Consider the following 23,212-nt stretch of genomic DNA (forward strand, 5'->3'; position numbering starts at 1 on the left):
CAGTCCTTTTAATAGGGAATATATTCCATTAAGAAGAAAATCGTTTAACCTTATTGTTTACGTTTAAACAATTGCAGTAAACCTCTTACTGTAACTTCTAACTGACTACCTTGCTGATAATTAGCAGGAACAACATAATTAGCTCGTTCTTCAGCAATAAGTTTTTCAACTTTTTCTTGTGTACGTTGTTCCTTCCATTTTTGTTCATCAAACACCGCCAACGAAAACCCGCCTTGGTATCTAACCATTTTCATTGATGGAATATCGGTATCACCATCACCAAAATAGATCATTCGTTCAAAAGGGATATCTCGTTCTTTTAACTCAATAAATTTATTAACTTCAGTATTGTCCCAGGAATTTAAGATGCCTTTGTTAATTCGAAATAAAAATTGGGTTTTGGTTGTATAGTTTATTGCTTGCGCTGGCCAAATAACTTGTTTTCCATTTGGGGAATAATGATATTTACAGGCGTAAATTTGGCTAAATTGATGACCAATTTCTGTACCACGGATCATCGCATCTAAACCACTTGAAATGATGTAATGGTGTAGTTCTATCTGATTAGCCGTTGCATATTGATTAATACGCTCGAACCAAGTATTAACACCGGGAAAAAGAGGAATTGATTTACCATGTTTTTTTAAATTATCTTCACTTAATTCATCAGAACCAAGTTGATTGGCTTTTTCTGCTAAGAGTCCAAGATAAGCAAGTATTTCATCACCATCATCTTGTTGGGCGCGTTGTTTCACTTTAACCCAAAAATTTGCTATATCAGTAATACCTAATGCCGGCATAAGGCCATGCTGAGCGCAATCGCCTTCGGCTAACGTTCCATCGAAATCATAAATTAATGCACACTTAATCATTTACTAATCCCTATATAATGCTTTACATTCAATAATAAGGCTATAACTTTCCTATAATGTGACTCTGTATAATTATCATTCTTATCTGGCAAATCATTTTCTTTGATTTTAGATAAGAAAAACTGTCTCCTTTAACATCCTAGTCTAGTTTCTCCATGATCTCACTACCAATTTGCACATCAACCTCAAGCTATTTAAAGCTACTATTTAGCCTCTACACCTTTTATCACGTCCGCAATAACAAATAGCACAACGGGCTAGATCATTATGAATCACCAATGATCCACCTGATGTCTGGCACTTAACATGAGTGATTTTAAGTTTTATTGTTATGCAAAAGTGTTTAAAGTTGAAACCATCAACTACACTTTCATGCTAAACAATATAAATAATATACAGGAATTTTACGATACTGCTCACAAAAATTAAGCTACATAACAAAAATCTAGCGGTATTCAGCTGTTTCTGTGATCTAAATCACAAATTAAGATATTTCTTCAATATCATTTAATCTTAAAACAATATAGAATCTGAGGGTTTTGCCCATGCAAATAAACCACTCATTTACATTTACCACAAATAAACTATAAAACGACATTTTGTAAATGATCTTTTATCAACCCAAAAAATCAGTTCAACAAGTCCCCCTCATTGACGCTAAAATTAGATCACAAAAAATATCATATTTTTCTTATAATTGAGCAATTACCAAATCGATAACGCTCTCCAAATCCTGTCATCCACTATTTAGTAATTTTCTTTTAATTCCTTTAAAAATATATTTAACCAAACGATAAAGACCATGGTTTATTTGAAATGGTTTATTTGAAGATGAAGTTATATATCGACTAATATAAAATAAATTAAACCATTAAAAATAATCTTTACTGCCTAACTGAGGTTTTAACATGGTTTTAAATTTTGTGAAAATTTCAATTTAGATTTAATATAAGGCATAATAATAACAAAAGTATTAATGAGTTAGCGCTTTTGTTACTTTAAACTAAATTATCTATGACATAAAAAAGGATATTTATGAGACGCAAAGATAGAGAAATAACTAATCTCGATGAAGTGATCGATATTTTAGAGCATACTGATGTTATTCGTTTAGCGATGAATAATGGTGATTATCCCTATATTGTTCCTGTCAATTTTTGTTATGAACTAACAACAGATAATCAGTTTATTTTTTATATTCATGGGGCTAAAGTGGGAACTAAAGTTGAATTACTCAGACAAAATCCTTTAGTTAGCTTTGAGCTAGATACAGGGCATCAATTAATCACTAATGAAAAAGCCTGCAAGTATTCCTTCGATTATGCTAGTGTTATCGGCAATGGGCATGCAACCTTTATTGAAGAACCCACCGCAAAAATAGCAGCGTTACAAATAATGATGAATAAATTTGCTCCTAATAAAACTTTTTCTTTTACAGAAGGCGATGTTAGACCAATTAGCGTCATAAAAATTGCAGTACAAGCTTATACGGCTAAAAAACATTGAATTATGATAACTATATTGTTTGGGTAAAAAAGGATAAAGAAAACCTAAATTAATAATACTTATATGTGAGTTTTTAACCATCTAGCTATTAATTATCAGTAATAAGAAAATAACACAAAATAGGTTAAAGGCTCGTGGTTTATTTGGTGCATATGTTGAATATACAATAGTAAATAGCTAGTTATAAATACTCAATTTTATAGGTCACTTTTCATTTAGATATATAAACAATTTTAATAAAATAGAAATCCAGTATTTACAAGTTTTTTAATACTTTTGTTAAGATTTCGCTGGCTGAATACAGATCTAGCCACTCTCACGAATTAAATAATTCTCGGATAAAGCTTAACTCTGGATTTACCTCTATCACTTTATCAACCATTTTGTTATACCACATTGGTTTTTGCCATGTTGCAAAGTTCGGCAAATGGTCAATTGCCATTGCTGTCTTTAACAGCGGGTGATCGATTTCTGGGGTAGAAAGGCCATGACGAGCTCGGAAATTTTTGACTGCCTGATATTCAAATGGCCAAAGAAATAACATGATATCATCAATTTCATAACCAGTTGCTGGCTGCTTTTCATCATTATCAAGAAACAGTGATATCCATTCTAAATGATTATCACAAAGCTTGATTAACCAATCTGTCAACTCATTTTCATCAGTGCTGTACAGTGCTTCCTGACAAAAACGATGATAAAATGGGTCAATTGGGATATTTGCCCTATCCCAATCAATGGATTGTTTACGCTCACTTGCCATCATTTCAATCGCTAATACCCCTAAGCGCTGTGGTTTTGGTGGTACAATATTACCCCTACCATCGCCACCCCAAGATAAACTTCGGCTCATATTACCATTAAGAATACTTTCAACAATCTTAGGGTAGCAAGGTTCAATTAACTCAAATCGATTACAGGCAAACATCATTAGTAAGATTTGACCTTGACGTGATAGATCATTTTGAAAACAGTCTTGATGTCGATAGATATTATAATAATCAAGTAACAAATATAATGCTGATGAAGCAATATAACCACATAAATAAGGATTCCTTTGTTGTTTAGAGGTTAGATAAAGGATAGAATAAAAAAATTTCACATGAGACATATCAGTTGATGTATAACTTAGAATTTTTTCTTTATCTTCTTTATAATTATTCTCTAATTCAGATTCAATCGTATTAATTTCAGCTTTTTGATATTCATTCATATCTTTTTTCAAAAAAACGTATTTATTATAATACTTATTGATTTGATTAATAGATGCCATATTCGTTGTTCTCCATGATTTACTAAATAAAATCCAATTATTTTTTATTACATTTGGCATTTGATATTATGTTAGAAGCAGCAATAAAAAACGCTTTAAAGCCACTCTCACGAATTAAATAATTCTCGGATAAAGCTTAACTCTGGATTTACCTCTATCACTTTATCAACCATTTTGTTATACCACATTGGTTTTTGCCATGTTGCAAAGTTCGGCAAATGGTCAATTGCCATTGCTGTCTTTAACAGCGGGTGATCGATTTCTGGGGTAGAAAGGCCATGACGAGCTCGGAAATTTTTGACTGCCTGATATTCAAATGGCCAAAGAAATAACATGATATCATCAATTTCATAACCAGTTGCTGGCTGCTTTTCATCATTATCAAGAAACAGTGATATCCATTCTAAATGATTATCACAAAGCTTGATTAACCAATCAGTCAACTCATTTTCATCGGTGCTGTACAGCGCTTCCTGACAAAAACGATGATAAAATAGGTCAATTGGGATATTTGCCCCATCCCAATCAATGCTTTGTTTACGCTCACTTGCCATCATTTCAATCGCTAATACCCCTAACCGCTGTGGTTTTGGTGGTACAACATTACCTCTACCATCTCCCCCCCAAGATAAACATCGGCTCATATTACCGTTGAGAATACCTTCAATAATTTTGGGATAGCAAGGTTCGATTAACTCAAATCGATTACAGGCAAACATCATTAGTAAGACTTGACCTTGACGTGATAGATCATTTTGAAAACAGTCTTGAATCGAATAAATATTATAATAATCAAGTAACAAATATAACGCTGATGAAGCAATATAACCACATAAATAAGGATTCCTTTCTTGTTTAGAGGTTAGATAAAGGATAGAATAAAAAAATTTCACATGAGACATATCAGTTGATGTATAACTTAGAATATTTTCTTTATCTTCTTTATAAATATCCTCTAATCCAGATTCAATCCTATTAATTTCAGCTTTTTGATATTCATTCATATCTTTTTTCAAAAAAAAGTATTTATTATAATACTTATTGATTTGATTAATAGATGCCATATTCGCTGTTCTCCATGATTTACTAAATGAAATCCAATTATTTTTTATTACATTTGGCATTTGATATTATATTAGAAGTAGCAACAAAAAACGCTTTGAAGCCACTCTCACGATTTAAATAATTCTCGAATAAAGCTTAACTCTGGATTTACCTCTATCACTTTATCAACCATTTTGTTATACCACATTGGTTTTTGCCATGTTGCAAAATTAGGGAAATGGTTAATTGCCATTGGTGTCTTTAACAGAGGGTGATCGATTTCTGGAGTAGAAAGGCCATGACGAGCTCGGAAATTTTTGACTGCCTGATATTCAAACGGCCAAAGAAATAATATATCTTCATCAATTTCATAACCTGTTGCTGGCTGCTTTTTATCATTATCAAGAAATAGTGATACCCATTCTAAATGATTATCACAAAGCTTTTCTAACCAGTATATCAATTCATTTTCATTAGTACTGTACAGTGCTTCCTGACAAAAACGATGATAAAATAGGTCGACAGGAATATTTGCATTATCCCAATCAATGCTTTGTTTACGCTCACTTGCCATCATTTCAATCGCTAATACCCCTAAGCGCTGTGGTTTTGGTGGTACAACACTACCTCTACGTAAACTTCGGCACATATTACCGTTGAGAATACCTTCAATAATTTTGGGATAGCAAGGTTCAATTAACTCAAATCGATTACAGGCAAACATCATTAGTAAGATTTGACCTTGATGTGATAGATCATTTTGAAAACAGTCTTGAATCGAATAAATATTATAATAATCAAGTAACAATTGTAATGCTGATGAAGCAATATAACCACATAAATAAGGATTCTTTTCTTGTTTAGAGTTTAGATAAAGGATAGAATAAAAAGATATCACATGAGTCATATCAGTTGATGTATAGCTTAGAATCTTTTCTTTATCTTCTTTATAAATATCCTCTAATCCAGATTCAATCATATCAATTTCATCTTTTTGATATTCATTCAGATCTTTTTTCAAAAAAACATATTTTTTATAGTACTTATTAATCTCATTAATAGATGCCATAGTTGCTGTTCTCCATGATTTACTAAATAAAATCCAATTATTTTTTATTACATTTGCATTTAATATTGTGTTAAAAGTAGTAATAAAAACGCTTTGAGGCCACTCTCACGAATTAAATAATTCTCGGATAAAGCTTAACTCTGGATTTACATCTATCGCTTTATCAACCATTTTGTTATACCATATCGGTTTTTGCCATGTTGCAAAGTTCGGCAAATGGTCTATAGCCATTGGTGTCTTTAACAGCGGGTGATCGATTTTAGGGGTAGATAAACCATGACGTGCTCGAAAATTTTTCACGGCGTGATATTCAAATGGCCATAGAAGTAACATCTCATCATGAATTTCATAACCTGTTGATGGTTGCTTTTCGTCATTATCAAAAAACAAACATACCCATTCTAAATGATTATCACAAAGCTTGGTTAACCAATCAGTCAACTCATTTTCATCGGTGCTGTACAGCGCTTCCTGACAAAAACGATGATAAAATGGATCGACAGGGATATTTGCGCTATCCCAATCAATGGTTTGTTTACGCTCACTTGCCATCATTTCAATCGCTAATACGCCTAAGCGCTGTGGTTTCGGTGGTACAACATTACCTTCACCATCTCCTCCCCAAGGTAAACTTCGACTCATATTACCATTGAGAATACTTTCAACAATTTTTGGGTAGCAAGGTTCAATTAACTCAAATCGATTACAGGCAAACATCATTAGTAAGATTTCGCCTTGATATGAGAGATTTACTAAAAAACGGTCTTGATGTGGATAGATATTATAGTAATCAAGTAACAAACTTAATGCAGATGTCGAAACATAACCGCATAAATAGGAATTTTTTTCTTGTTTAGAGCTAAGATACATTGTGGCATAATAATCACTTGTCGTAGAAAATTCGATGGCTATACTAGCTAAAATATATTCTTTATTTTCTTGATAAATCTTCTCTAATTCAGCGGATATCTCATCTATCGTATTTTTTTCATAATTATTAATATCTTTTTTTAAAATAACGTAGCGAGCGAAATATATTCTTATTTCATTAATAGATGCCATATTAGTTGTTTCCCATTCTTTATTAAATAAAATTCAATTTTTCCATTATGTTTGGCATTTCATGTATGTAAAAACTAGCACCGTTTTAAATATAACTATGTAGCTATTACTTTTATAAGTAATAATTTATTTGTGAATTTATAACTATTAACAATGATGATATGGTTTCTTATAGTTATTAAAGTTAAATTGACATCACTAGCTAATTAAATTATATATTACCTATATATTAATTATTATAAATAAGTTATAAAACATTATGTCATTAAATCTCAGGAAGACAATATTTAATCTACTTAAACAGCAACCGCAAAAACAGTTTACCGCTAGGCAGTTGGCTCAGTTGATATTTATACATAATCCGCAAGCCTGTGCTGAAAAAAAACAGGCTAGTGAGCGTTTAATGACTGATGATGATGTTATTGCCCAAATTGCAGCTGAAATTGGTGCCCAGCGACCACTTTTACAAAAAAACATCCAGAGATAAAAACCACAGAGGGGCGTCCTAAAAAGTATTACTTTTCGCAAAAATCGGATGAAGCAGAAGTACTAGACGCTGAGTGTTTATCAACAAAGAAACTGCCCACACAAACCCAAACAGAGAAGAATGGTCACAGCGAACACTCTCTCTATCCATTATTATGTAAATATCTTTATGATGAACTTAATGTGTACTCTAAACGTATTGATGAAAAAACCTCATCAAATAGAATGGGTAAAAATGGCAATATATGGCTACATCCTGATATTGTTGGCTTAGAAGATCTCAGCTCTGATTGGAATAACTTAGTCAAAGAGTGTGTTAAACTTTATGCCGATCAGCAAAGTAAACTATGGTCATTTGAAGTTAAAATATTACTTAATATGTCAAACGTCAGAGAATCATTTTTCCAAGCTGTATCTAATTCTTCATGGGCTAATTTTGGTTATTTGGTGACTTCACAAATTACTGGTAGTGATACATTGAAGGAACTCAGAGTACTGTGCGCAGCACACGGTATTGGCGTTATTAAATTAGATATAGATAATCCATCAGAAAGTCAAATTTTAATTCCTGCTCAAGAAAAAACTATTATTGATTGGGACTCTTGCAGTCGTCTTGCTCGAGAAAATAAAGACTTTAATAACTATATTAAGTTGGTTAAGCAGTTTTATCAAACTGGCGAAATAAAAGTTTTTGATTGGGATTATACAAATGCTTAAATAAGAAAATTAGTAAAAAAGAGACACCAAAGAGTCATTTTCATTGAAATAAACTATAATTAATTGATATTTTGTTAATCAATATAACAATCAAAATTGGCTTTATAATAAACATCAATAAAGCCAATTAATCATCATTAATCAACAATAACTCTACCATTCAATGGCTGTACTGGGCGATTGTTGTCGTGATGCATGGTTGAGTGGAATTTTTCTATTTGTTGTTCTGAGGCTGTCACAGGTTGTTCTAACACAATCCATCTTACACCTTCTGTACAAGGTGGGGTTGTTAGTGATCCACTAAAGCGGTAATAATCTAAGTTGTTAGGAAATAATGCTCTGATATCTACCGTATTTTCAATAATAGCTTTATTACCCGCTTGTGCTGGCATTTGCTGCCAAATTTTGGCAAGTTCGCGGTTAACTTCACCATGATTAAACATTAAGGCAACCACCGTAAGCTCACCAGCTTTATTTTGGTAGACAAAGTGGGCTTCCATTGGATAACGTTTGTCTTTGATGGTATTTTCACTTGGGGTATGAAAATGGAATTGTTGTAATATAAAACTTTGATCATCTAATGTTAACTGATTATCACCAGAGATATTGACTTGAATAGTATGCCCATTATTAATAACTTCTTGTTTGCTAGGCTGGAAAGTAAAATTTAATTTTTCATGCTCGGTTTTTAACACATGATCGATATTAATTGGTGACTGATTTTTACCTTTTTGACACGCAGAATAGTCAGGTGATAATTTACCCCAGTTTTCTGGATTTTCTTGGCCTTCATATCCCCAATGTGAGGTTTGCTCTGATGCTGCACAAGATAGACTAGTTACCATTAATGCCGCGATTATTACATTACGTTTCATCTTGATTTTACACTACAGAATTAATTAAGGGAGAGTAAATTATACGCCGCAAAAATTTGTCTTTCTAGATAAAACGCTCTTGGTAACATAATTAATTTTAATTAACAGTAAGGCTCGTTTGAAGATGGGAATTATGATGATTATCATCAATATATAGATACAAAAAAACCTGCTATAAGCAGGTTCTTGAAAACTGAAATTGGCTCCTCCAACAGGACTTGAACCTGTGACATACGGATTAACAGTCCGCCGTTCTACCGACTGAACTATGGAGGAACACTTAGTGGACAGAATATTAACTATCTATGAGAATTCTGTCAATCTATAAAACATTAATTTAGTTTGATTGCTCAGGTTATGAACAAATTTAATGAATCCTATGCTAAAATATTGATAATATGACATAACGAGTAGAGTAAAACTGATGAAAAAAAATATTTGTGTTTTTTGTGGTGCCAGTGAAGGTAATCGTCCAGAATATCGAATGGCAGCAGAACAATTAGGTATGACCATTGCCAAACAAAATAGACGATTAATTTACGGTGGTGGCAATAAAGGTTTAATGGGCATTATCGCTAATGCGGTTTTAACTCATGGCGGTGAAGTTATTGGTATTATTCCTGAGCGGTTAGTTAAAGCTGAAACTGCGCATCATGGAATTACCCAATTAGAAGTTGTTGACAATATGCATCAACGTAAAGCAAGACTAACCGAACTTGCCGATGGCTTTATTGCTATGCCGGGTGGCACAGGAACACTAGAAGAGCTATTTGAAGTATGGACTGGCATGCAAATTGGTTATCATGAAAAACCTGTCGCACTATACAATAGTGAATTTTGGCAACCTATGCTGAATTTTTTAAAACACGCAGTGCAAGAAGGGTTTATTCGGGAAAATTTTTATCAAACATTGATCGTGTCAGATGTTGCGGATGCAATGTTAGAAAAGATGGATAATTTTATTCCCAAAGAGTTAGAACGTTGGGTAAAAAAATAGTTTAAGAGAACAACAAAAAAACGCCATCATCTGATGGCGTTTCCATAATTTTATGCAGTAGCTATTTCGGTAGCTGCTGATTCTGGTTTTTTAATAATTGCGTAAGCGATACCTGCAATTACAGAACCGACAACAATTGATAGGATGTATCCGCCAACAGGTTTAACCACACCAGGAATTGCTAGTGCAAATAATCCACCATGTGGGGTCATAAGTTCGGAACCAAATGCTAGTGATAGACCACCGGTAATTGCGCCACCAATGATACAACAAGGAATAACACGTAATGGATCACGAGCAGCAAAAGGAATTGCCCCTTCAGAGATGAAGCATAATCCCAATACTAATGAAGCTTTACCACTTTCTTGTTCTGCTTTAGCAAATTTTTTGCGCGCAATTAAGGTTGCTAATCCCATTGCTAACGGTGGAACCATACCACCAGCCATAACCGCAGCCATTGGTGCATAAACTTGTGCAGAAATTAAAGCAGTACCAAATGCATAAGCAACTTTGTTGATTGGACCACCCATATCAGTACACATCATACCACCTAAAATTGCCCCTAAAACAACCGCATTTGCAGTACCCATAGATTTCAACCACTCAGTTAATGCAGTCATTAACCATGCGACAGGTGTACCAACGACGAATTGCATAACTAAACCGGTCGCTAATGTAGCAAGTAAAGGCACAATAAGAATTGGTTTTAATGCTTCTAATGTTTTTGGTAATGGCAAATATTTAGTGATTAACATTGCTAAATAACCGGCAAAGTAACCAATAATTATACCACCTAAGAAACCAGCACCGGTTGAAACAGCTAGTAAACCACCAACAAGGCCAGGAGCAAGCCCAGGTCTATCGGCAATTGAGTAAGCGATATAACCAGCAAGTAATGGCACCATTAGAGAGAATGCTAAACCACCAATTTGCGCTAAATGAGGTTCACCGACCAACGTTTTAACCAACACTCCCTGATCGTTTAAAACATCTTTAAACTCACCAAAAGCAAATGATAGGGCGATGATCAAACCACCAGCAACCACCATTGGTAACATATAAGACACACCAGTTAAAAGATGTTGGTAAACGCCTTTCTTTTTGTTGTTGGATGTTGTTGCATTAGCAGATGGTTGATAAACTGTAGCTTCTTGGAATGCTTTATCTAACTCTTGAGCAGTCTTTTTAAGCGCAGGACCGGTTTTGGTACGATAAAGTTTTTTACCTGCAAATTTGCTTAAATCGACATCGATATCACATGCAGCAATAACCACATCAGCAGAAGCGATCTCTTCTGGCGTTAATTCATTACCAACACCAACCGAACCACGAGTTTCAACTTTACACCACCAGCCACGTTTTTTCGCTTCTTCTTCAATCGCTTCGGCGGCCATAAATGTGTGCGCAACACCTGTAGGGCAAGCTGTGACAGCTACAATGCGTTTTTGTCCGTTGTTTGAAGTCGCAACAGCAGCAGAATTAGCCGACTGTTGATAAACAGTTGCTTTACTTTGTGCTTCATTCAAGATTTTTTTAGGATCAGCAAAAACATCATTGAGGTCATTAACCACATAAACTTTTTTGCCGATAACAGCTTTATCGCTAATATTACCATTACCAACCGATATGATAGTATCGGCTGACGTAGCATTATCAACAAGTTTAATATTTAAAGAATTAGCGGCTAGCGCTAATTCCGCTTTAGCTAAACGCCCGTTAACCGGGCCTGAATTACTACCTTCTACAATATATATATTCATGAATACTCCTATCCCGCGATTATTTCAATTTTTTCTGACATGTCGGTAACCGCTTGACGGTCTGACACACCAACACCAGCTTGTCCAACTGATAATGCGGCAACACTTGATGCAAATACTAAGGTGTCTTTAATTGATTGATTTGTTAATAAACCATACATTAATCCACCGACCATTGAATCACCAGCACCAACAGTACTTACTACCTTACATTTAGGCGGTTTGGCTAACCATGCTTCATGTTTAGTTACCCATAAAGCACCTTGACTTCCTAGTGAAATGACTACGTTTTCTACCCCACCATCGATAAGTTCCATGGCTGCGGTTTTGATTTCTGCTAATGTGGATAATTTTCTGCCTACCCACATTTCAAGCTCTTTATCATTGGGTTTTATTAACCAAGGTTTAGCTTTTAACCCGGCGACTAAAGCCTCTCGACTACTATCAAATACCACTTTAGGACAAATTGCTTTAACTTGTTTCATCCATTCTGTGAATTTTTCCAGAGATACTCCAGCCGGTAAACTGCCACTAATGGCGACCATATCTATCTCTTTTAACCATTCTAACGAATTGGTGACAAAGGTTTGCCAATCTTGCTCGCTAATAGTAAAACCTGAAAAATTTAGGTCGGTTACATCACTATTTTCTTCAGTTAATTTAACGTTAATCCGAGTACGTCCATCAATGGTTTGAAATTTATCAACAACATTTAGTGATTCAAACAGTAAATTAAATCCATCACGATTTTCTCTGCCTAAAAAACCACCCACTGTTAATTTAATACCAAGATCGGATAATACTTTAGCAACATTGATACCTTTACCTGCTGCAAGTAACGCATTGGTTTGAACTAAATTCACATCACCAAGTTCAACTTTAGGACAAAACCCTAATAGATCATAAGCTGGATTTAAAGTGATGGTTGCAACACGATAAGTCATGATTAAGCACCCTCACCTAAGCCGCTTTCAATAGCTTTACCGATGGCATCTAATACTTGTTCGGCATCATCACCAACTGCTGTGAATTGTAAACGACTGCCTTTTTTTGCACCTAATGCAACAATCTTCATTAAACTGGTTGCACTAACTGGTTCATTTTTACCATCGAGATTAGCAACAGTCACTTTACTATTGAACTCTTTTACCAATTTAACAAGAACTGATGATGGACGAGTGTGTAAGCCATTTTCATTTGGAATAACAAATACGCGACTTAACTCTTCACCATTACTAGTAGATGTTGCGTTAGCAGCTGTATTTACAGTGGCTGTTTCTGATTTTTCAGATGATACTGACTGAGTTCCTGATAAAAGTAGATTATTAAAATCATCACTATTTGCTGAAATTAATTGTGCTAATTTTTGGTTATAAGCTAACGCAGCAATATTATTGGCGATAGTTGCCACACTATCATCAATAGCCGAAATGGTGATAAGAAGCTTAACTGGTTTACCATCTTGATTAAAATCATTTACTGTACGGCTGATAGCAATCGCATTTTTTAAGTTGCCTTCGCGACTATCATTTAACCATACGCCATTACCTAAATAATTTGGTTTATTATCCAGTACATTGGCAATAAAGTTAGCATTAACCGCATTGTGTTGTTTTAAACGTGAAGCATTCAAGGCTTGTAGTGTTGCTAAGCTATCGGCTTGAATATCCAATAATAATGAAGAGGCATCAATTGCAAATTGACTATCTTCTGCGCTTTCTTTACCAGTCAAAATAGCCAAAGCTTCGTCGGCTGTTTGAATTTTTTTGATTCGTTCTTCAACGCCATCGGCACCAAGAACATGTGTTAATTGGCGAAGCAACTCTAAATGCTCATCAGAACTTGCTGCAATACCGATAGCCAGATAGGCTTTTTCACCATCATCCCCCCACTCAACACCTTGAGGGAAACAGAAAACTTGCACACCGGTTTTTTTAACTAAATGACGAGTTTTAGGAGTACCATGAGGTATGGCAATACCAATACCTAAATAGGTTGCCGCCTGACCTTCACGTTCAAGCATACCATCAACATAGCCTTCTGCGACAAAACCAGCACTAGTTAATGCTGCGGCAATCTTCTTAATTGCCTCAGTCTTGTTAGTTGCTTGTTCATTTAAATGAATATCTTCTTTAACTAAATGAAACATATAATAAATACCTCTGGGTTATAATGTTGGGTCTACTAAAAAACAACTCAGCAATCCCACAATCGTTATTGAATCATATTGAATCGTTTCAGCAATAATGAATATAAAAAGCCTAATTATCAATTAAATTATATCTATTAATTCAAAAAATGTGATCTAGATCTGCTTTTTAACTCAATTTAACTACTTTTATATCTATTTATTTTGACTTTTTAGCAATTTTTCGACTCAGATTACCTCGATAAATCAAGCGGCGAGGAATAACGGTAGTTCCTGGTTGATAACTCTTGTTATGCAAACTATCAAATAATAATTTAATGGTTACTTCAGATACTGATTTATGATCTTGGGAAAGTGCAATCAATTTACAAGGTAAAAAATCAAGTAACTCGTTATCACCAAAAGTGGCAATGGTTAAATTATCGGGTAAATGTCCAAACTTTTTCAATATTGCATCAATAGTACCTTGTAATAGCGAAAAAGAGGTAGAAAAAATACCGCTAGGTAGATCATTATTCGCTAACCATTGACTAAAAGTAGCTTCGGCATCGCGACGACTATAATTATTTGCACACAAAAAATCAACTTTATTGCCATGCTTTAAAGCGATTTCTTTAAAGCCTTTCATGCGAAGCTGGCTAACAGACAAATTGGGTAATGCGCCAATATAAGCCACCGTTCCATTAACACATTGATAAAATGCTTTGGCTAACATTTCAGCATCTTCTTTATCTGAGCCAACAACATTTCGAAATTCTGAGGCTGATAATGTTCTATCAAGTGCAAACAATGGGGTATCACTGTTTTGCCAACCGTTATAAAAAGCATAATCTGAGTCGGCAACAAATGAAGAAGAGATAATTAACGCATCAACTCGACGCTGTTTTAAATGTTTAACACACTCTTTTTCAATTTCAGGATTATCTTCAGAACAAGAAAGTAATAGCTGATACCCCTCTTTTCTTACCAATTGCTCTAAATAGTTAGCAATTCTGGTATAACTTATATTTTCAAGATCGGGAATAATAATACCAATTGTGCGTGTTTTACCTGCTCTTAATCCTGCGGCAACGGCATTGGGTTGATAATTATACTCGTTTACCACCGCCATCACTTTTTCAACGGTTTTATCACTAACTCGGTATTGTTTAGCTTTACCATTTATCACGTAGCTAGCGGTTGTTCTTGACACCCCAGCTAACAATGCAATTTGTTCTAACTTCATGAATATATCTCAATAAAAAAATTATCAGTTATTTAACCTTAACTTAAATTAAATGTAAACAAAGTTATCATTTTGCGTTAACGATTATATAACTTGAGGAATTGTACGCAAGAAGGATTTAGTGTGAATCTAAATCCTTTCAATTAAAGGAATCAGTTGTTAATAATAAATAGCGATATTTTGATTATGAATGTTTTCTATTTTCACTGGCGTATCAAATATCTCTTCTAAAATGGCTGAATTCATAATTTTTTTGGGACTGCCTTGATAAACTAGCTGGCCATCTTTCATTGCTAAAATATAATCTGAATAAACGGAAGCAAAATTAATATCATGAATAACAATAACAATTGTTTTGCCAAGTTCATCGGCAGCGCGACGTAACTGTTTCATCATGGCGACCGCGTGTTTCATATCGAGGTTATTTAATGGTTCATCAAGTAATACATAATCAGTATCTTGACATAGCACCATGGCAACATAAGCTCGTTGTCGTTGTCCACCAGAAAGCTCATCTAAAAAGCGATCTTTATATTCTGTAAGATTTAAGAATTCGAGTGCTCGATGAATATGCGCTAAATCGTCTTGATTTAATCGCCCTTTTGAATAGGGATAACGGCCAAAACCGACCAGTTCAAAAACAGTTAATCGGCTAGTAAAACGGTTCTCTTGTCTTAATACTGATAAGTAGGTAGCCAGTTTGTCACTAGGGGTATTAACCACATCCATATTCTGAATTTTTACTTGTCCTTCATCAGCCAATAATAGACGACTAATAATTGATAATAATGTCGATTTACCCGCACCATTTGGACCGATGATGGCGGTAACACCACCTTGGGATATGGTCGCATTCACATTTTTTAAAACCGGTATGGTTTGATATTTTTTACTAACATTATCAATTTCTATCACATCGGTACCTTTTTCAAAATTAAGAAGATGAACAATGAACCACCAATAAACTCAATGACAATGGATAGTGCCCCGACCATATTTAAAACATGCTCTAAAAACATCTGTCCACCGACCAGAAATATAACCCCTAACAAAAATGCTGTTGGCAATAAAAAACGATGTTGGCTTGATCCACTAATACTATAAGCTAAATTGGCAATAAGTAGGCCTAAAAACGTAAATGGACCTACTAATGCGGTCGATATTGAAACTAATACCGAGACCAACAATAAAATAATGGTGACACTTTTTTGATAGTCGATACCAAGATTTATTGCATTATCCCGCCCTAAGGCTAATACGTCGAACCGGAACCGCATTCGCCATAAAAATAGACCAATTGTGGTGGCGATAACTAATGAAAAGACAATTAATACCGGTTCAGCGCGAGTAAAAGTTGCAAATATTCGACTTTGTAACACTGCAAATTCAGTTGGCGTCATTAATCGTTGTAACAAATTAGAAAAGCTACGGAACAGTGTCCCTAAAATAATACCGATTAATAACACTAAGTGCAGATTCTGTTTAAGTTTGGTAAATAATCCACGATACAAAAAAAGAGAAAATAAAATCAATAGTAATGACTCAAAGATAAATTTACCGACAATGCCAATATAAGGAATGCCTTGAGCATCAATAAAAAATATCACTACAGTTTGAATCAATACAAACAACGACTCAAACCCCATTATTGAAGGCGTTAAAATTCGATTATTGGTGACGGTTTGGAAAAGCAATGTCGAAGTTGCCGCGGAAAAGGCGACTAAAATCATGGTTAACACGATCCAAGCACGATGTGTCAGAATGTAGCTAATATTACCTTTCAAATTAAATGTCATGAAAAAAACAACACAAAAAGTGGCAATAGCCAGTAATAGTAGTACAGTTTTTCGACTAGAAATATGGCGTTTTTGATTAACTCGCATGGCGTTTTTTACTCAACAACACTAAAAAAATAACAGCCCCAACTACACCAAGAATAACACTGACAGGAATTTCGAATGGGTAACGGATCACTCGTCCAATGATGTCGCATAACAAAACAAGTCCACTACCGAATAAACAGATCCAAGGAATAGTTTTGCGAACATTATCGCCAAATAATAAACTAACAATATTGGGAACAATTAATCCTAAAAATGGCAAGACGCCAACAACCACAACCACTATCCCGCCTATCAGCGCAATCACCACCAGACCGGTTAACATTACTCGATTATAATTAAGTCCAACATTGACAGAGAAGTCTCGCCCTAAACCGGCAACCGTAAAGCGATCAGCACTCCAGCAAGCAAGTAAGGTTATAGCACCGACTAACCATAATAATTCATAGCGACCTTGCAAAATACCTGAAAAGTCACCCGATTCCCAACCGCCGAGTGATTGCAATAAATCAAAATACATGGCAAAAAAAGTACAAATTGCACTAATTACTGCGCCAAGCATGATGCCAATAAGGGGCACCATCAACGCAGATTTAAAGATGATTTTTCGCGAGATGAACATAAATAGCATCGTACCAGCCATAGCAAATAAGCTAGCTACCACCATTTTCATCATCACACTTGCCCCCGGTGCCAGTACCATCATCACTAATAAGCCAAGGCTGGCTGATTGAGTAGTACCAACTAATGAGGGTTCCACGAATCGATTTTGGGTAAGTAGTTGCATAATTAAGCCAGCCACGCTCATTGCGCTGCCGGCTAATAGTAATGCCACCGTTCTTGGTACTCGGCTAACAAAAAAGATTTGTCGCATATTACTGTCAGACCATAAATCGGCTAACGTGACATGCCCAGCACCAATAAATAGGCTTAATGCAGCCATTGCGAATAAAACAACAATGCCTGCAATAAAGTAAACCGTTTTAGACATGGTTTAGATTAATTAGCGGATGTTTTTTGTAATACATCACTTATTTGATCCATCAAACGACTATAAGTTTGAATACCGCCGGAGATATACATAGAAGTAGAATCTAAATATACGATGTGGTTTTGTTGCCATGCATCGGTCTTTTGAATCAATTCATTATCTAAAACTTGTTGTGCTGATTGCGCTTCTTTATTGCCAATTGCGTTATCTCTATCAAGTACAAATAACCATTGTGGATTAACGCTTAACACAAATTCAGAAGTGACAGCATTACCATGACGACCCGCTTCTTGGAATGTTGCTGCCGGTTTAAATCCTAACACATCAAAAATAAAGCCAAAACGTGATTTAGGACCATAAGCTGACATTTTACCGCCATTAACCATAATCACTAAAGCGGTTCCCGCGTTGCTGGTTTTTGCTTTTAAACCTTCAATTTTTTGATTAAAATCATCAATTAATTTTTTCGCCTCTGCTTGTTTAGCAAAAATAGTACCTAATTGTTCAGTACGCTCGGTTAAGCTAGCCACAAAATTATTAGGATCAATATCAAGCGAAATTGTCGGTGCAATATCACTTAATTTTTTATAGACATCATTGGCGCGCCCACCGGCAATAATGACGTCCGGTTGTAATGAACTTAATACTTCATAATTTGGTTCAAATAAAGTACCGACATTGGTATAAGTTTTATCTGCATATTTAGATAAAAACTCGGGGAAATGTACATCAGATTGGGGAACCGCGGTAACAGGAATATTTAATGCATCAATAATATCAAGTGTTGCAGTATTAAATACCACCACTTTTTTCGGATTCTCAGGAACGTCGGTTTTACCTTGAGAATGTTCGACCGTTATTGATGTTTTATTAGCGGCAGGTGCTTCTTTTTTATCATCACAACCAGCCAAGGCAAATAAAGCGGTCAGTAATACTAAAAATTTAACTTTAATAGATGAAAACATTGTAACTCCTAATTATTAGCTTAGTTCAAAAGCGCGTAAATGATAAATAGAATAATTATCATTTGCACTGAATTGTAACTAAAAATAAATAAGTGTTCAATGAACTTTGATAAACTTTGATAAACAAAAAAATCAATAATAAATAAGCTGATAAAAGTATCAGCTAATAAGGTTAAATTTAGGGCTGATTGTTGAGCTATTTTCTGTCAATTAATGCCCGTTTTTAGGTGCGTCAGTTAACTCTTTAAGCTTTCTAGTTAAAGTGTTTCGCCCCCAACCTAACAGGTTAGCGGCATCTTGTTTATGACCACGGGTAAAATTAAGTGCACATTTCAATAAAATCTGTTCAACATCAGTAACAGTTTGTGTCAATATGCCCGTTTGACCGGCTAATAATGCTTGCTTAGCCCACTGCTCTAACATCACTTTCCAATCGGTTTCAGGTAATATGTGAGAATTGGTACTTATATCACAATTAATCCCTGTAGCAGGTGCTGATGACTGTAATAGTTCAGGTGGCAAATCTTGAACAAAAATTTCACTGTTTGACGACATCACGGTGACCCAACGGCAGACATTTTCCAATTGTCTAACATTGCCTGGCCAATTAAACATACATAACAGATTAAGTGCATCAGGACTTAGCACTTTACTCTCCACGCCTAACTCTTTGGCTGTGGTACGTAAAAAATGTTCAGCCAGTTTGGGAATATCTTGTGCTCTATCTCGTAATGGTGGTAATAAAATGCGAATAACATTTAAACGATGGAATAAATCTTCTCTAAATTTACCCTCTCTTACTCTTGCTTGAAGATCCTGATGAGTGGCGGCAATAATACGAACATCAACCTTAACCGGTGAATATCCACCAATTCGATAAAATTGGCCATCAGCAAGCACTCTTAATAATCGCGTCTGCACATCTAACGGCATATCACCAATTTCATCTAAAAACAGGGTTCCACCATTAGCTTGCTCAAAACGACCGTGCCTGATTTGCGCGGCTCCGGTAAATGCACCTTTTTCATGACCAAACAATTCAGATTCAATTAAATCCTTAGGTATAGCGGCCATATTGAGTGCAATAAAAGGGGAATGCGAACGTGGACTATGAGTATGCAGTGCTTTGGCCACTAACTCCTTACCTGTTCCTGATTCACCATTAATTAACACACTAATAGAGGATTTGGAAAGTCGACCAATAATACGAAATACTTCCTGCATTGAGGGGGCTTCACCAATAATACCTGTAGAGGCTTTATTGCTAGAAGGATTACTCGGTTTATTGCTTTGAGTGTGTGAAATAGCCCGTTCGACCAATTGAATGACTTCATCGACATCAAAAGGCTTAGGAATATAATCATAAGCCCCTTTTTGATAAGCATTCACCGCTGCATCAAGATCCGAATGAGCCGTCATAATAATCACTGGCAAATTGGGCATTTGCTCTTTGATATAATTAAGTAAAGATAAGCCATCGATCCCCGGCATTTTAATGTCGGATAATATTACGGCAGGTTTTTGCGGATGATTAACTAAAGCATCAATCACTTCTTGACCACTTGAAAAGCTGATGCAATTAAAATGCGCATTGGTAAGTGCTTTTTCTAGCACCCATCTAATCGAACTATCATCATCAACAATCCAAACATTCATTTTAATTAACCTCATTGTTTGATTGGCAAATAGATAGAAAACTCAGTGTGTCCCGGCCAGCTGTTAAATTCAATCTTACCATGGTGCTGATCGATAATATTATGCGCTATCGATAACCCTATACCGTTGCCACCTTCATAACCACTGACCATCGGATAAAACAAGGTATCTTGAATATGCACTGGAACCCCTGGCCCATTATCTTCAATATCAATACGCGCACAAAGTCGGTAACGCTGACCATGTAAAGTGACCTGAAATGCTGTTCGCGTCCTAATCGTGATAGAACCCGTTTTTGAACCAATCGCTTGTATCGCATTACGGACGATATTTAAAACTACTTGCTCGATCTGCTCGGAGTCATGTACCAGTTCTGGCAAACTAGGATCATAATCGCGAATAATCTCAACATTTGACGGTTTTTCTAAACATAACAAGGCATAAATTCGCTCTATGGCTTGGTGAATATTCTGCTGTGTTTGCTGTAATCGTTGTTGCGGACCTAATAATCTATCAACAAGATTTCTCAATCTATCTGCTTGTTCAATAATAATTTGTGTATAATCTTGCAACTCATTTTTAGGCAGTTCTCGCGATAACAATTGTGCTGCACCTCTAAGCCCGCCTAATGGATTTTTAATTTCATGCGCAAGTCCACGAACGAGTTCACGCGCGGCATTCTGTTGCGCTTGCTGTAATTGCTCTTGACTTAACTTTTTATGACTATTCAATGGTGCCATTTCGATCAAAATGCGACCATTAGCTAACAATTGCGCCGTCAGTGATAAAATATGCAATTCATTGTTTATCACTAAATTTACTTCACTATCAGTAAAACCTTGGTTTTGATCTAAGGCATTTTGCATCAATTCAAGGTCTAGTGAAAAATACCCCAATAAATCGGGAAGGTAACTATCTAATATTTTTTTCGAACTTTGGGCAAGTAACTGTTGTGCCGCCGTATTGGCGTAAACAATATTGAGTTTTTTATCAAGTAATAAAATATTAGTTATCATTGAGTCGAGAACAAGATTCGCATCAGATTCATTATCAAAAGTCATCGTAGGCTCTCCGTTCTCTTTAGATACCACCGCCAAATAGCGGTGGTTAACGCTTCAAATAGTAAAATAATGACTTATAGGCTATAGTACAATTCAAATTCAACCGGATGTGGAGTCATACGTACACGATCAACATCTTGGCGTTTTAATTCAATATAGGCATCAATAGTGTCATTAGTAAACACATTACCACGAGTTAAGAATTCACGATCGGCATCTAAAGCATTTAGCGCTTCTTCAAGTGAACCTGCAACTTGTGGAATTAATTTAGACTCTTCTGGTGGTAAGTCATATAAGTTTTTATCCATCGCATCACCCGGATGAATCTTATTGATAATCCCATCTAAACCAGCCATTAATTGTGCCGCAAATGATAAATATGGGTTACCCGCTGGATCTGGGAAGCGAACTTCAATACGACGCGCTTTAGGGCTAGTAACCACAGGAATACGAATTGATGCAGAACGGTTACGCGCAGAATAGGCAAGCATAACTGGTGCTTCATAACCTGGTACTAAACGTTTATAAGAGTTAGTTGCAGGGTTAGCAAAAGCATTGATCGCTTTAGCATGTTTGATAATACCACCGATATAGAATAACGCCATTTCAGAAAGGCCAGCATATTTATCACCAGCAAAAAGGTTTACGCCATCTTTAGCTAGCGATTGGTGACAGTGCATACCAGAGCCGTTATCACCAAACATTGGTTTAGGCATAAATGTTGCAGTTTTACCATAAGCATGAGCAACATTTTGGACAACATATTTATAGATTTGAACTTCGTCAGCTTTTTTAGTTAATGTGTTGAAACGGCAAGCAATCTCATTTTGACCCGCTGTTGCAACTTCATGGTGATGTGCTTCAACCACCAAACCAAGTTGTTCCATGATTAAACACATTTCTGAACGAATATCTTGTGATGAATCAACCGGCGGAAGTGGGAAGTAACCACCTTTAACTCCCGGACGATGACCTTTATTACCTTCTTCGTATTTAGTACCTGAGTTCCAAGCAGCTTCGATATCGTCAATATGTACAAAACTACCAGACATTGGTGAGCCAAAACGCACATCATCAAATAAGAAAAATTCAGGTTCTGGTCCAAAAATAACCGTATCAGCAATACCTGATGATTTTAAAAACTCTTCAGCGCGTTTAGCAATTGAGCGAGGGTCACGGTCATAACCTTGTAATGTCGCTGGCTCTAAAACGTCACAACGAATATTTAATGTTACATCTTCAAAAAATGGATCAATCACTGCGCTTGAAGCATCTGGCATTAACACCATATCTGATTCGTTAATCCCTTTCCAACCAGCAATGGAAGAGCCATCAAACATTTTACCATCTTCAAAAAAATCAGCGTCGATTTGACTAACAGGAATGGTAACGTGTTGTTCTTTACCTTTAGTATCAGTAAAACGTAAATCAACAAACTTAACATCGTTTTCTTTTATTAGCGTTAAAACTTTTTGTGTAGACATGTAGCTTCTCCATTAAGGACATATAATATAAGTGTTCAGTTTAAAGGCCGATTTGCCTATTTATTAAATGATATGCAAATATGATGCCAATTTGTTAACCACTATTTTTGCATGGTTGTTATTGGTTAGATAATAGCAAAAAATAACATTAATGCACCAAAATAATGCATAAGGCACCA

At 35.4% G+C, this 23,212-nt stretch carries 19 protein-coding genes, 1 tRNA gene and 1 pseudogene; 3 read left to right on the top strand and 18 right to left on the bottom strand.

The window, feature by feature from the left end; translation table 11 throughout:
• Positions 1-50: 50 nt before the first annotated feature.
• A complete protein-coding gene (locus DKK70_RS13430; protein ID WP_375334997.1) occupies positions 51-869 on the bottom strand; it encodes a haloacid dehalogenase-like hydrolase in 819 nt (272 codons plus the stop codon).
• Positions 870-1,907: 1,038 nt separating this feature from the next.
• Here DKK70_RS13430 and DKK70_RS13435 point away from each other — a divergent pair.
• Complete coding sequence (locus DKK70_RS13435; protein WP_110434468.1) at positions 1,908-2,378, top strand: pyridoxamine 5'-phosphate oxidase family protein; 471 nt, start codon at positions 1,908-1,910, stop codon at positions 2,376-2,378.
• Positions 2,379-2,694: 316 nt separating this feature from the next.
• Here the strand turns inward: DKK70_RS13435 and DKK70_RS13440 are convergent, their stop codons facing one another.
• The 4 genes from DKK70_RS13440 to DKK70_RS13455 form a co-directional block, all read right to left on the bottom strand.
• Entirely contained in the window at positions 2,695-3,651 is a 957-nt protein-coding gene (locus tag DKK70_RS13440) for a hypothetical protein (protein WP_219999802.1), read from the bottom strand.
• Between the two features lie 107 nt (positions 3,652-3,758).
• Positions 3,759-4,715: a hypothetical protein gene (locus DKK70_RS13445; RefSeq protein WP_219999803.1), complete on the bottom strand. Its 957-nt coding sequence runs from the start codon at positions 4,713-4,715 to the stop codon at positions 3,759-3,761.
• A gap of 107 nt (positions 4,716-4,822) precedes the next feature.
• A complete protein-coding gene (locus DKK70_RS13450) occupies positions 4,823-5,764 on the bottom strand; it encodes a hypothetical protein (protein ID WP_219999804.1) in 942 nt (313 codons plus the stop codon).
• A gap of 105 nt (positions 5,765-5,869) precedes the next feature.
• Entirely contained in the window at positions 5,870-6,826 is a 957-nt protein-coding gene (locus DKK70_RS13455; RefSeq protein ID WP_219999805.1) for a hypothetical protein, read from the bottom strand.
• 259 nt (positions 6,827-7,085) lie between these two features.
• On the opposite strand from DKK70_RS13455, the pseudogene DKK70_RS17710 reads away from it, so the two are divergent.
• Positions 7,086-8,029, top strand: a pseudogene (locus DKK70_RS17710) (COG2958 family protein).
• Positions 8,030-8,166: 137 nt separating this feature from the next.
• On the opposite strand, the gene DKK70_RS13465 reads toward DKK70_RS17710, so the two are convergent.
• Entirely contained in the window at positions 8,167-8,904 is a 738-nt protein-coding gene (locus tag DKK70_RS13465; RefSeq protein ID WP_110434469.1) for a carbonic anhydrase, read from the bottom strand.
• Between the two features lie 200 nt (positions 8,905-9,104).
• A tRNA-Asn gene (locus DKK70_RS13470) sits at positions 9,105-9,180 on the bottom strand.
• A 148-nt stretch (positions 9,181-9,328) separates the two neighbouring features.
• On the opposite strand from DKK70_RS13470, the gene DKK70_RS13475 reads away from it, so the two are divergent.
• Positions 9,329-9,901, top strand: a complete 573-nt coding sequence (locus tag DKK70_RS13475) for an LOG family protein (RefSeq protein WP_110434470.1) — start codon at positions 9,329-9,331, stop codon at positions 9,899-9,901.
• A 50-nt stretch (positions 9,902-9,951) separates the two neighbouring features.
• On the opposite strand, the gene fruA is transcribed toward DKK70_RS13475, so the two are convergent.
• The 11 genes from fruA to glnA form a co-directional block, all read right to left on the bottom strand.
• Complete coding sequence (gene fruA, locus DKK70_RS13480; protein ID WP_110434471.1) at positions 9,952-11,661, bottom strand: PTS fructose transporter subunit IIBC; 1,710 nt, start codon at positions 11,659-11,661, stop codon at positions 9,952-9,954.
• 8 nt (positions 11,662-11,669) lie between these two features.
• Positions 11,670-12,605, bottom strand: coding sequence for a 1-phosphofructokinase (gene fruK, locus DKK70_RS13485; protein WP_110434472.1), 936 nt, complete (start codon positions 12,603-12,605; stop codon positions 11,670-11,672).
• 2 nt (positions 12,606-12,607) lie between these two features.
• On the bottom strand, positions 12,608-13,810 hold the full coding sequence (gene fruB, locus DKK70_RS13490; protein ID WP_110434473.1) for a fused PTS fructose transporter subunit IIA/HPr protein: 1,203 nt from the start codon (positions 13,808-13,810) through the stop codon (positions 12,608-12,610).
• Positions 13,811-14,009: 199 nt separating this feature from the next.
• Positions 14,010-15,035: a catabolite repressor/activator gene (cra, locus tag DKK70_RS13495; protein ID WP_110434474.1), complete on the bottom strand. Its 1,026-nt coding sequence runs from the start codon at positions 15,033-15,035 to the stop codon at positions 14,010-14,012.
• A gap of 159 nt (positions 15,036-15,194) precedes the next feature.
• Entirely contained in the window at positions 15,195-15,950 is a 756-nt protein-coding gene (locus DKK70_RS13500) for an iron ABC transporter ATP-binding protein (RefSeq protein ID WP_110434475.1), read from the bottom strand.
• On the bottom strand, positions 15,947-16,918 hold the full coding sequence (locus DKK70_RS13505) for an iron chelate uptake ABC transporter family permease subunit (RefSeq protein WP_110434476.1): 972 nt from the start codon (positions 16,916-16,918) through the stop codon (positions 15,947-15,949). Before DKK70_RS13505 ends, DKK70_RS13500 begins: the two co-directional genes overlap by 4 nt.
• The gene (locus DKK70_RS13510; protein ID WP_110434477.1) at positions 16,908-17,867 is read right to left on the bottom strand and encodes an ABC transporter permease; all 960 of its coding nucleotides are present in this window, start codon (positions 17,865-17,867) and stop codon (positions 16,908-16,910) included. Before DKK70_RS13510 ends, DKK70_RS13505 begins: the two co-directional genes overlap by 11 nt.
• An 8-nt stretch (positions 17,868-17,875) precedes the next feature.
• On the bottom strand, positions 17,876-18,832 hold the full coding sequence (locus DKK70_RS13515; protein WP_110434478.1) for a siderophore ABC transporter substrate-binding protein: 957 nt from the start codon (positions 18,830-18,832) through the stop codon (positions 17,876-17,878).
• Between the two features lie 210 nt (positions 18,833-19,042).
• Positions 19,043-20,488: a nitrogen regulation protein NR(I) gene (gene glnG, locus DKK70_RS13520; RefSeq protein ID WP_219999808.1), complete on the bottom strand. Its 1,446-nt coding sequence runs from the start codon at positions 20,486-20,488 to the stop codon at positions 19,043-19,045.
• Positions 20,489-20,499: 11 nt separating this feature from the next.
• A complete protein-coding gene (gene glnL, locus DKK70_RS13525; RefSeq protein WP_110434480.1) occupies positions 20,500-21,549 on the bottom strand; it encodes a nitrogen regulation protein NR(II) in 1,050 nt (349 codons plus the stop codon).
• Between the two features lie 74 nt (positions 21,550-21,623).
• Positions 21,624-23,033 carry a glutamate--ammonia ligase gene (glnA, locus tag DKK70_RS13530; RefSeq protein WP_034883178.1) on the bottom strand — a complete coding sequence of 470 codons (1,410 nt, stop codon included), beginning with the start codon at positions 23,031-23,033 and terminating at the stop codon, positions 21,624-21,626.
• Positions 23,034-23,212: the final 179 nt, after the last annotated feature.

Origin of the sequence: Gilliamella apicola, assembly GCF_003202655.1 — a bacterium.
Taxonomy (GTDB): Bacteria; Pseudomonadota; Gammaproteobacteria; order Enterobacterales; family Orbaceae; genus Gilliamella; species Gilliamella apicola_R.

What these genes read in the sequence shown, in the direction of transcription:
- DKK70_RS13475 (WP_110434470.1), top strand. Translation starts at nt 9,329, where the DNA reads ATGAAAAAAAATATTTGTGTTTTTTGTGGTGCCAGTGAAGGTAATCGT.
- DKK70_RS13515 (WP_110434478.1), bottom strand. Translation starts at nt 18,832, where the DNA reads ATGTTTTCATCTATTAAAGTTAAATTTTTAGTATTACTGACCGCTTTA.
- DKK70_RS13450 (WP_219999804.1), bottom strand. Translation starts at nt 5,764, where the DNA reads ATGGCATCTATTAATGAGATTAATAAGTACTATAAAAAATATGTTTTT.
- DKK70_RS13505 (WP_110434476.1), bottom strand. Translation starts at nt 16,918, where the DNA reads ATGCGAGTTAATCAAAAACGCCATATTTCTAGTCGAAAAACTGTACTA.
- DKK70_RS13465 (WP_110434469.1), bottom strand. Translation starts at nt 8,904, where the DNA reads ATGAAACGTAATGTAATAATCGCGGCATTAATGGTAACTAGTCTATCT.
- DKK70_RS13455 (WP_219999805.1), bottom strand. Translation starts at nt 6,826, where the DNA reads ATGGCATCTATTAATGAAATAAGAATATATTTCGCTCGCTACGTTATT.
- DKK70_RS13445 (WP_219999803.1), bottom strand. Translation starts at nt 4,715, where the DNA reads ATGGCATCTATTAATCAAATCAATAAGTATTATAATAAATACTTTTTT.
- DKK70_RS13435 (WP_110434468.1), top strand. Translation starts at nt 1,908, where the DNA reads ATGAGACGCAAAGATAGAGAAATAACTAATCTCGATGAAGTGATCGAT.
- fruB (WP_110434473.1), bottom strand. Translation starts at nt 13,810, where the DNA reads ATGTTTCATTTAGTTAAAGAAGATATTCATTTAAATGAACAAGCAACT.
- fruA (WP_110434471.1), bottom strand. Translation starts at nt 11,661, where the DNA reads ATGAATATATATATTGTAGAAGGTAGTAATTCAGGCCCGGTTAACGGG.
- DKK70_RS13440 (WP_219999802.1), bottom strand. Translation starts at nt 3,651, where the DNA reads ATGGCATCTATTAATCAAATCAATAAGTATTATAATAAATACGTTTTT.
- glnA (WP_034883178.1), bottom strand. Translation starts at nt 23,033, where the DNA reads ATGTCTACACAAAAAGTTTTAACGCTAATAAAAGAAAACGATGTTAAG.
- glnL (WP_110434480.1), bottom strand. Translation starts at nt 21,549, where the DNA reads ATGACTTTTGATAATGAATCTGATGCGAATCTTGTTCTCGACTCAATG.
- fruK (WP_110434472.1), bottom strand. Translation starts at nt 12,605, where the DNA reads ATGACTTATCGTGTTGCAACCATCACTTTAAATCCAGCTTATGATCTA.
- cra (WP_110434474.1), bottom strand. Translation starts at nt 15,035, where the DNA reads ATGAAGTTAGAACAAATTGCATTGTTAGCTGGGGTGTCAAGAACAACC.
- DKK70_RS13510 (WP_110434477.1), bottom strand. Translation starts at nt 17,867, where the DNA reads ATGTCTAAAACGGTTTACTTTATTGCAGGCATTGTTGTTTTATTCGCA.
- glnG (WP_219999808.1), bottom strand. Translation starts at nt 20,488, where the DNA reads ATGAATGTTTGGATTGTTGATGATGATAGTTCGATTAGATGGGTGCTA.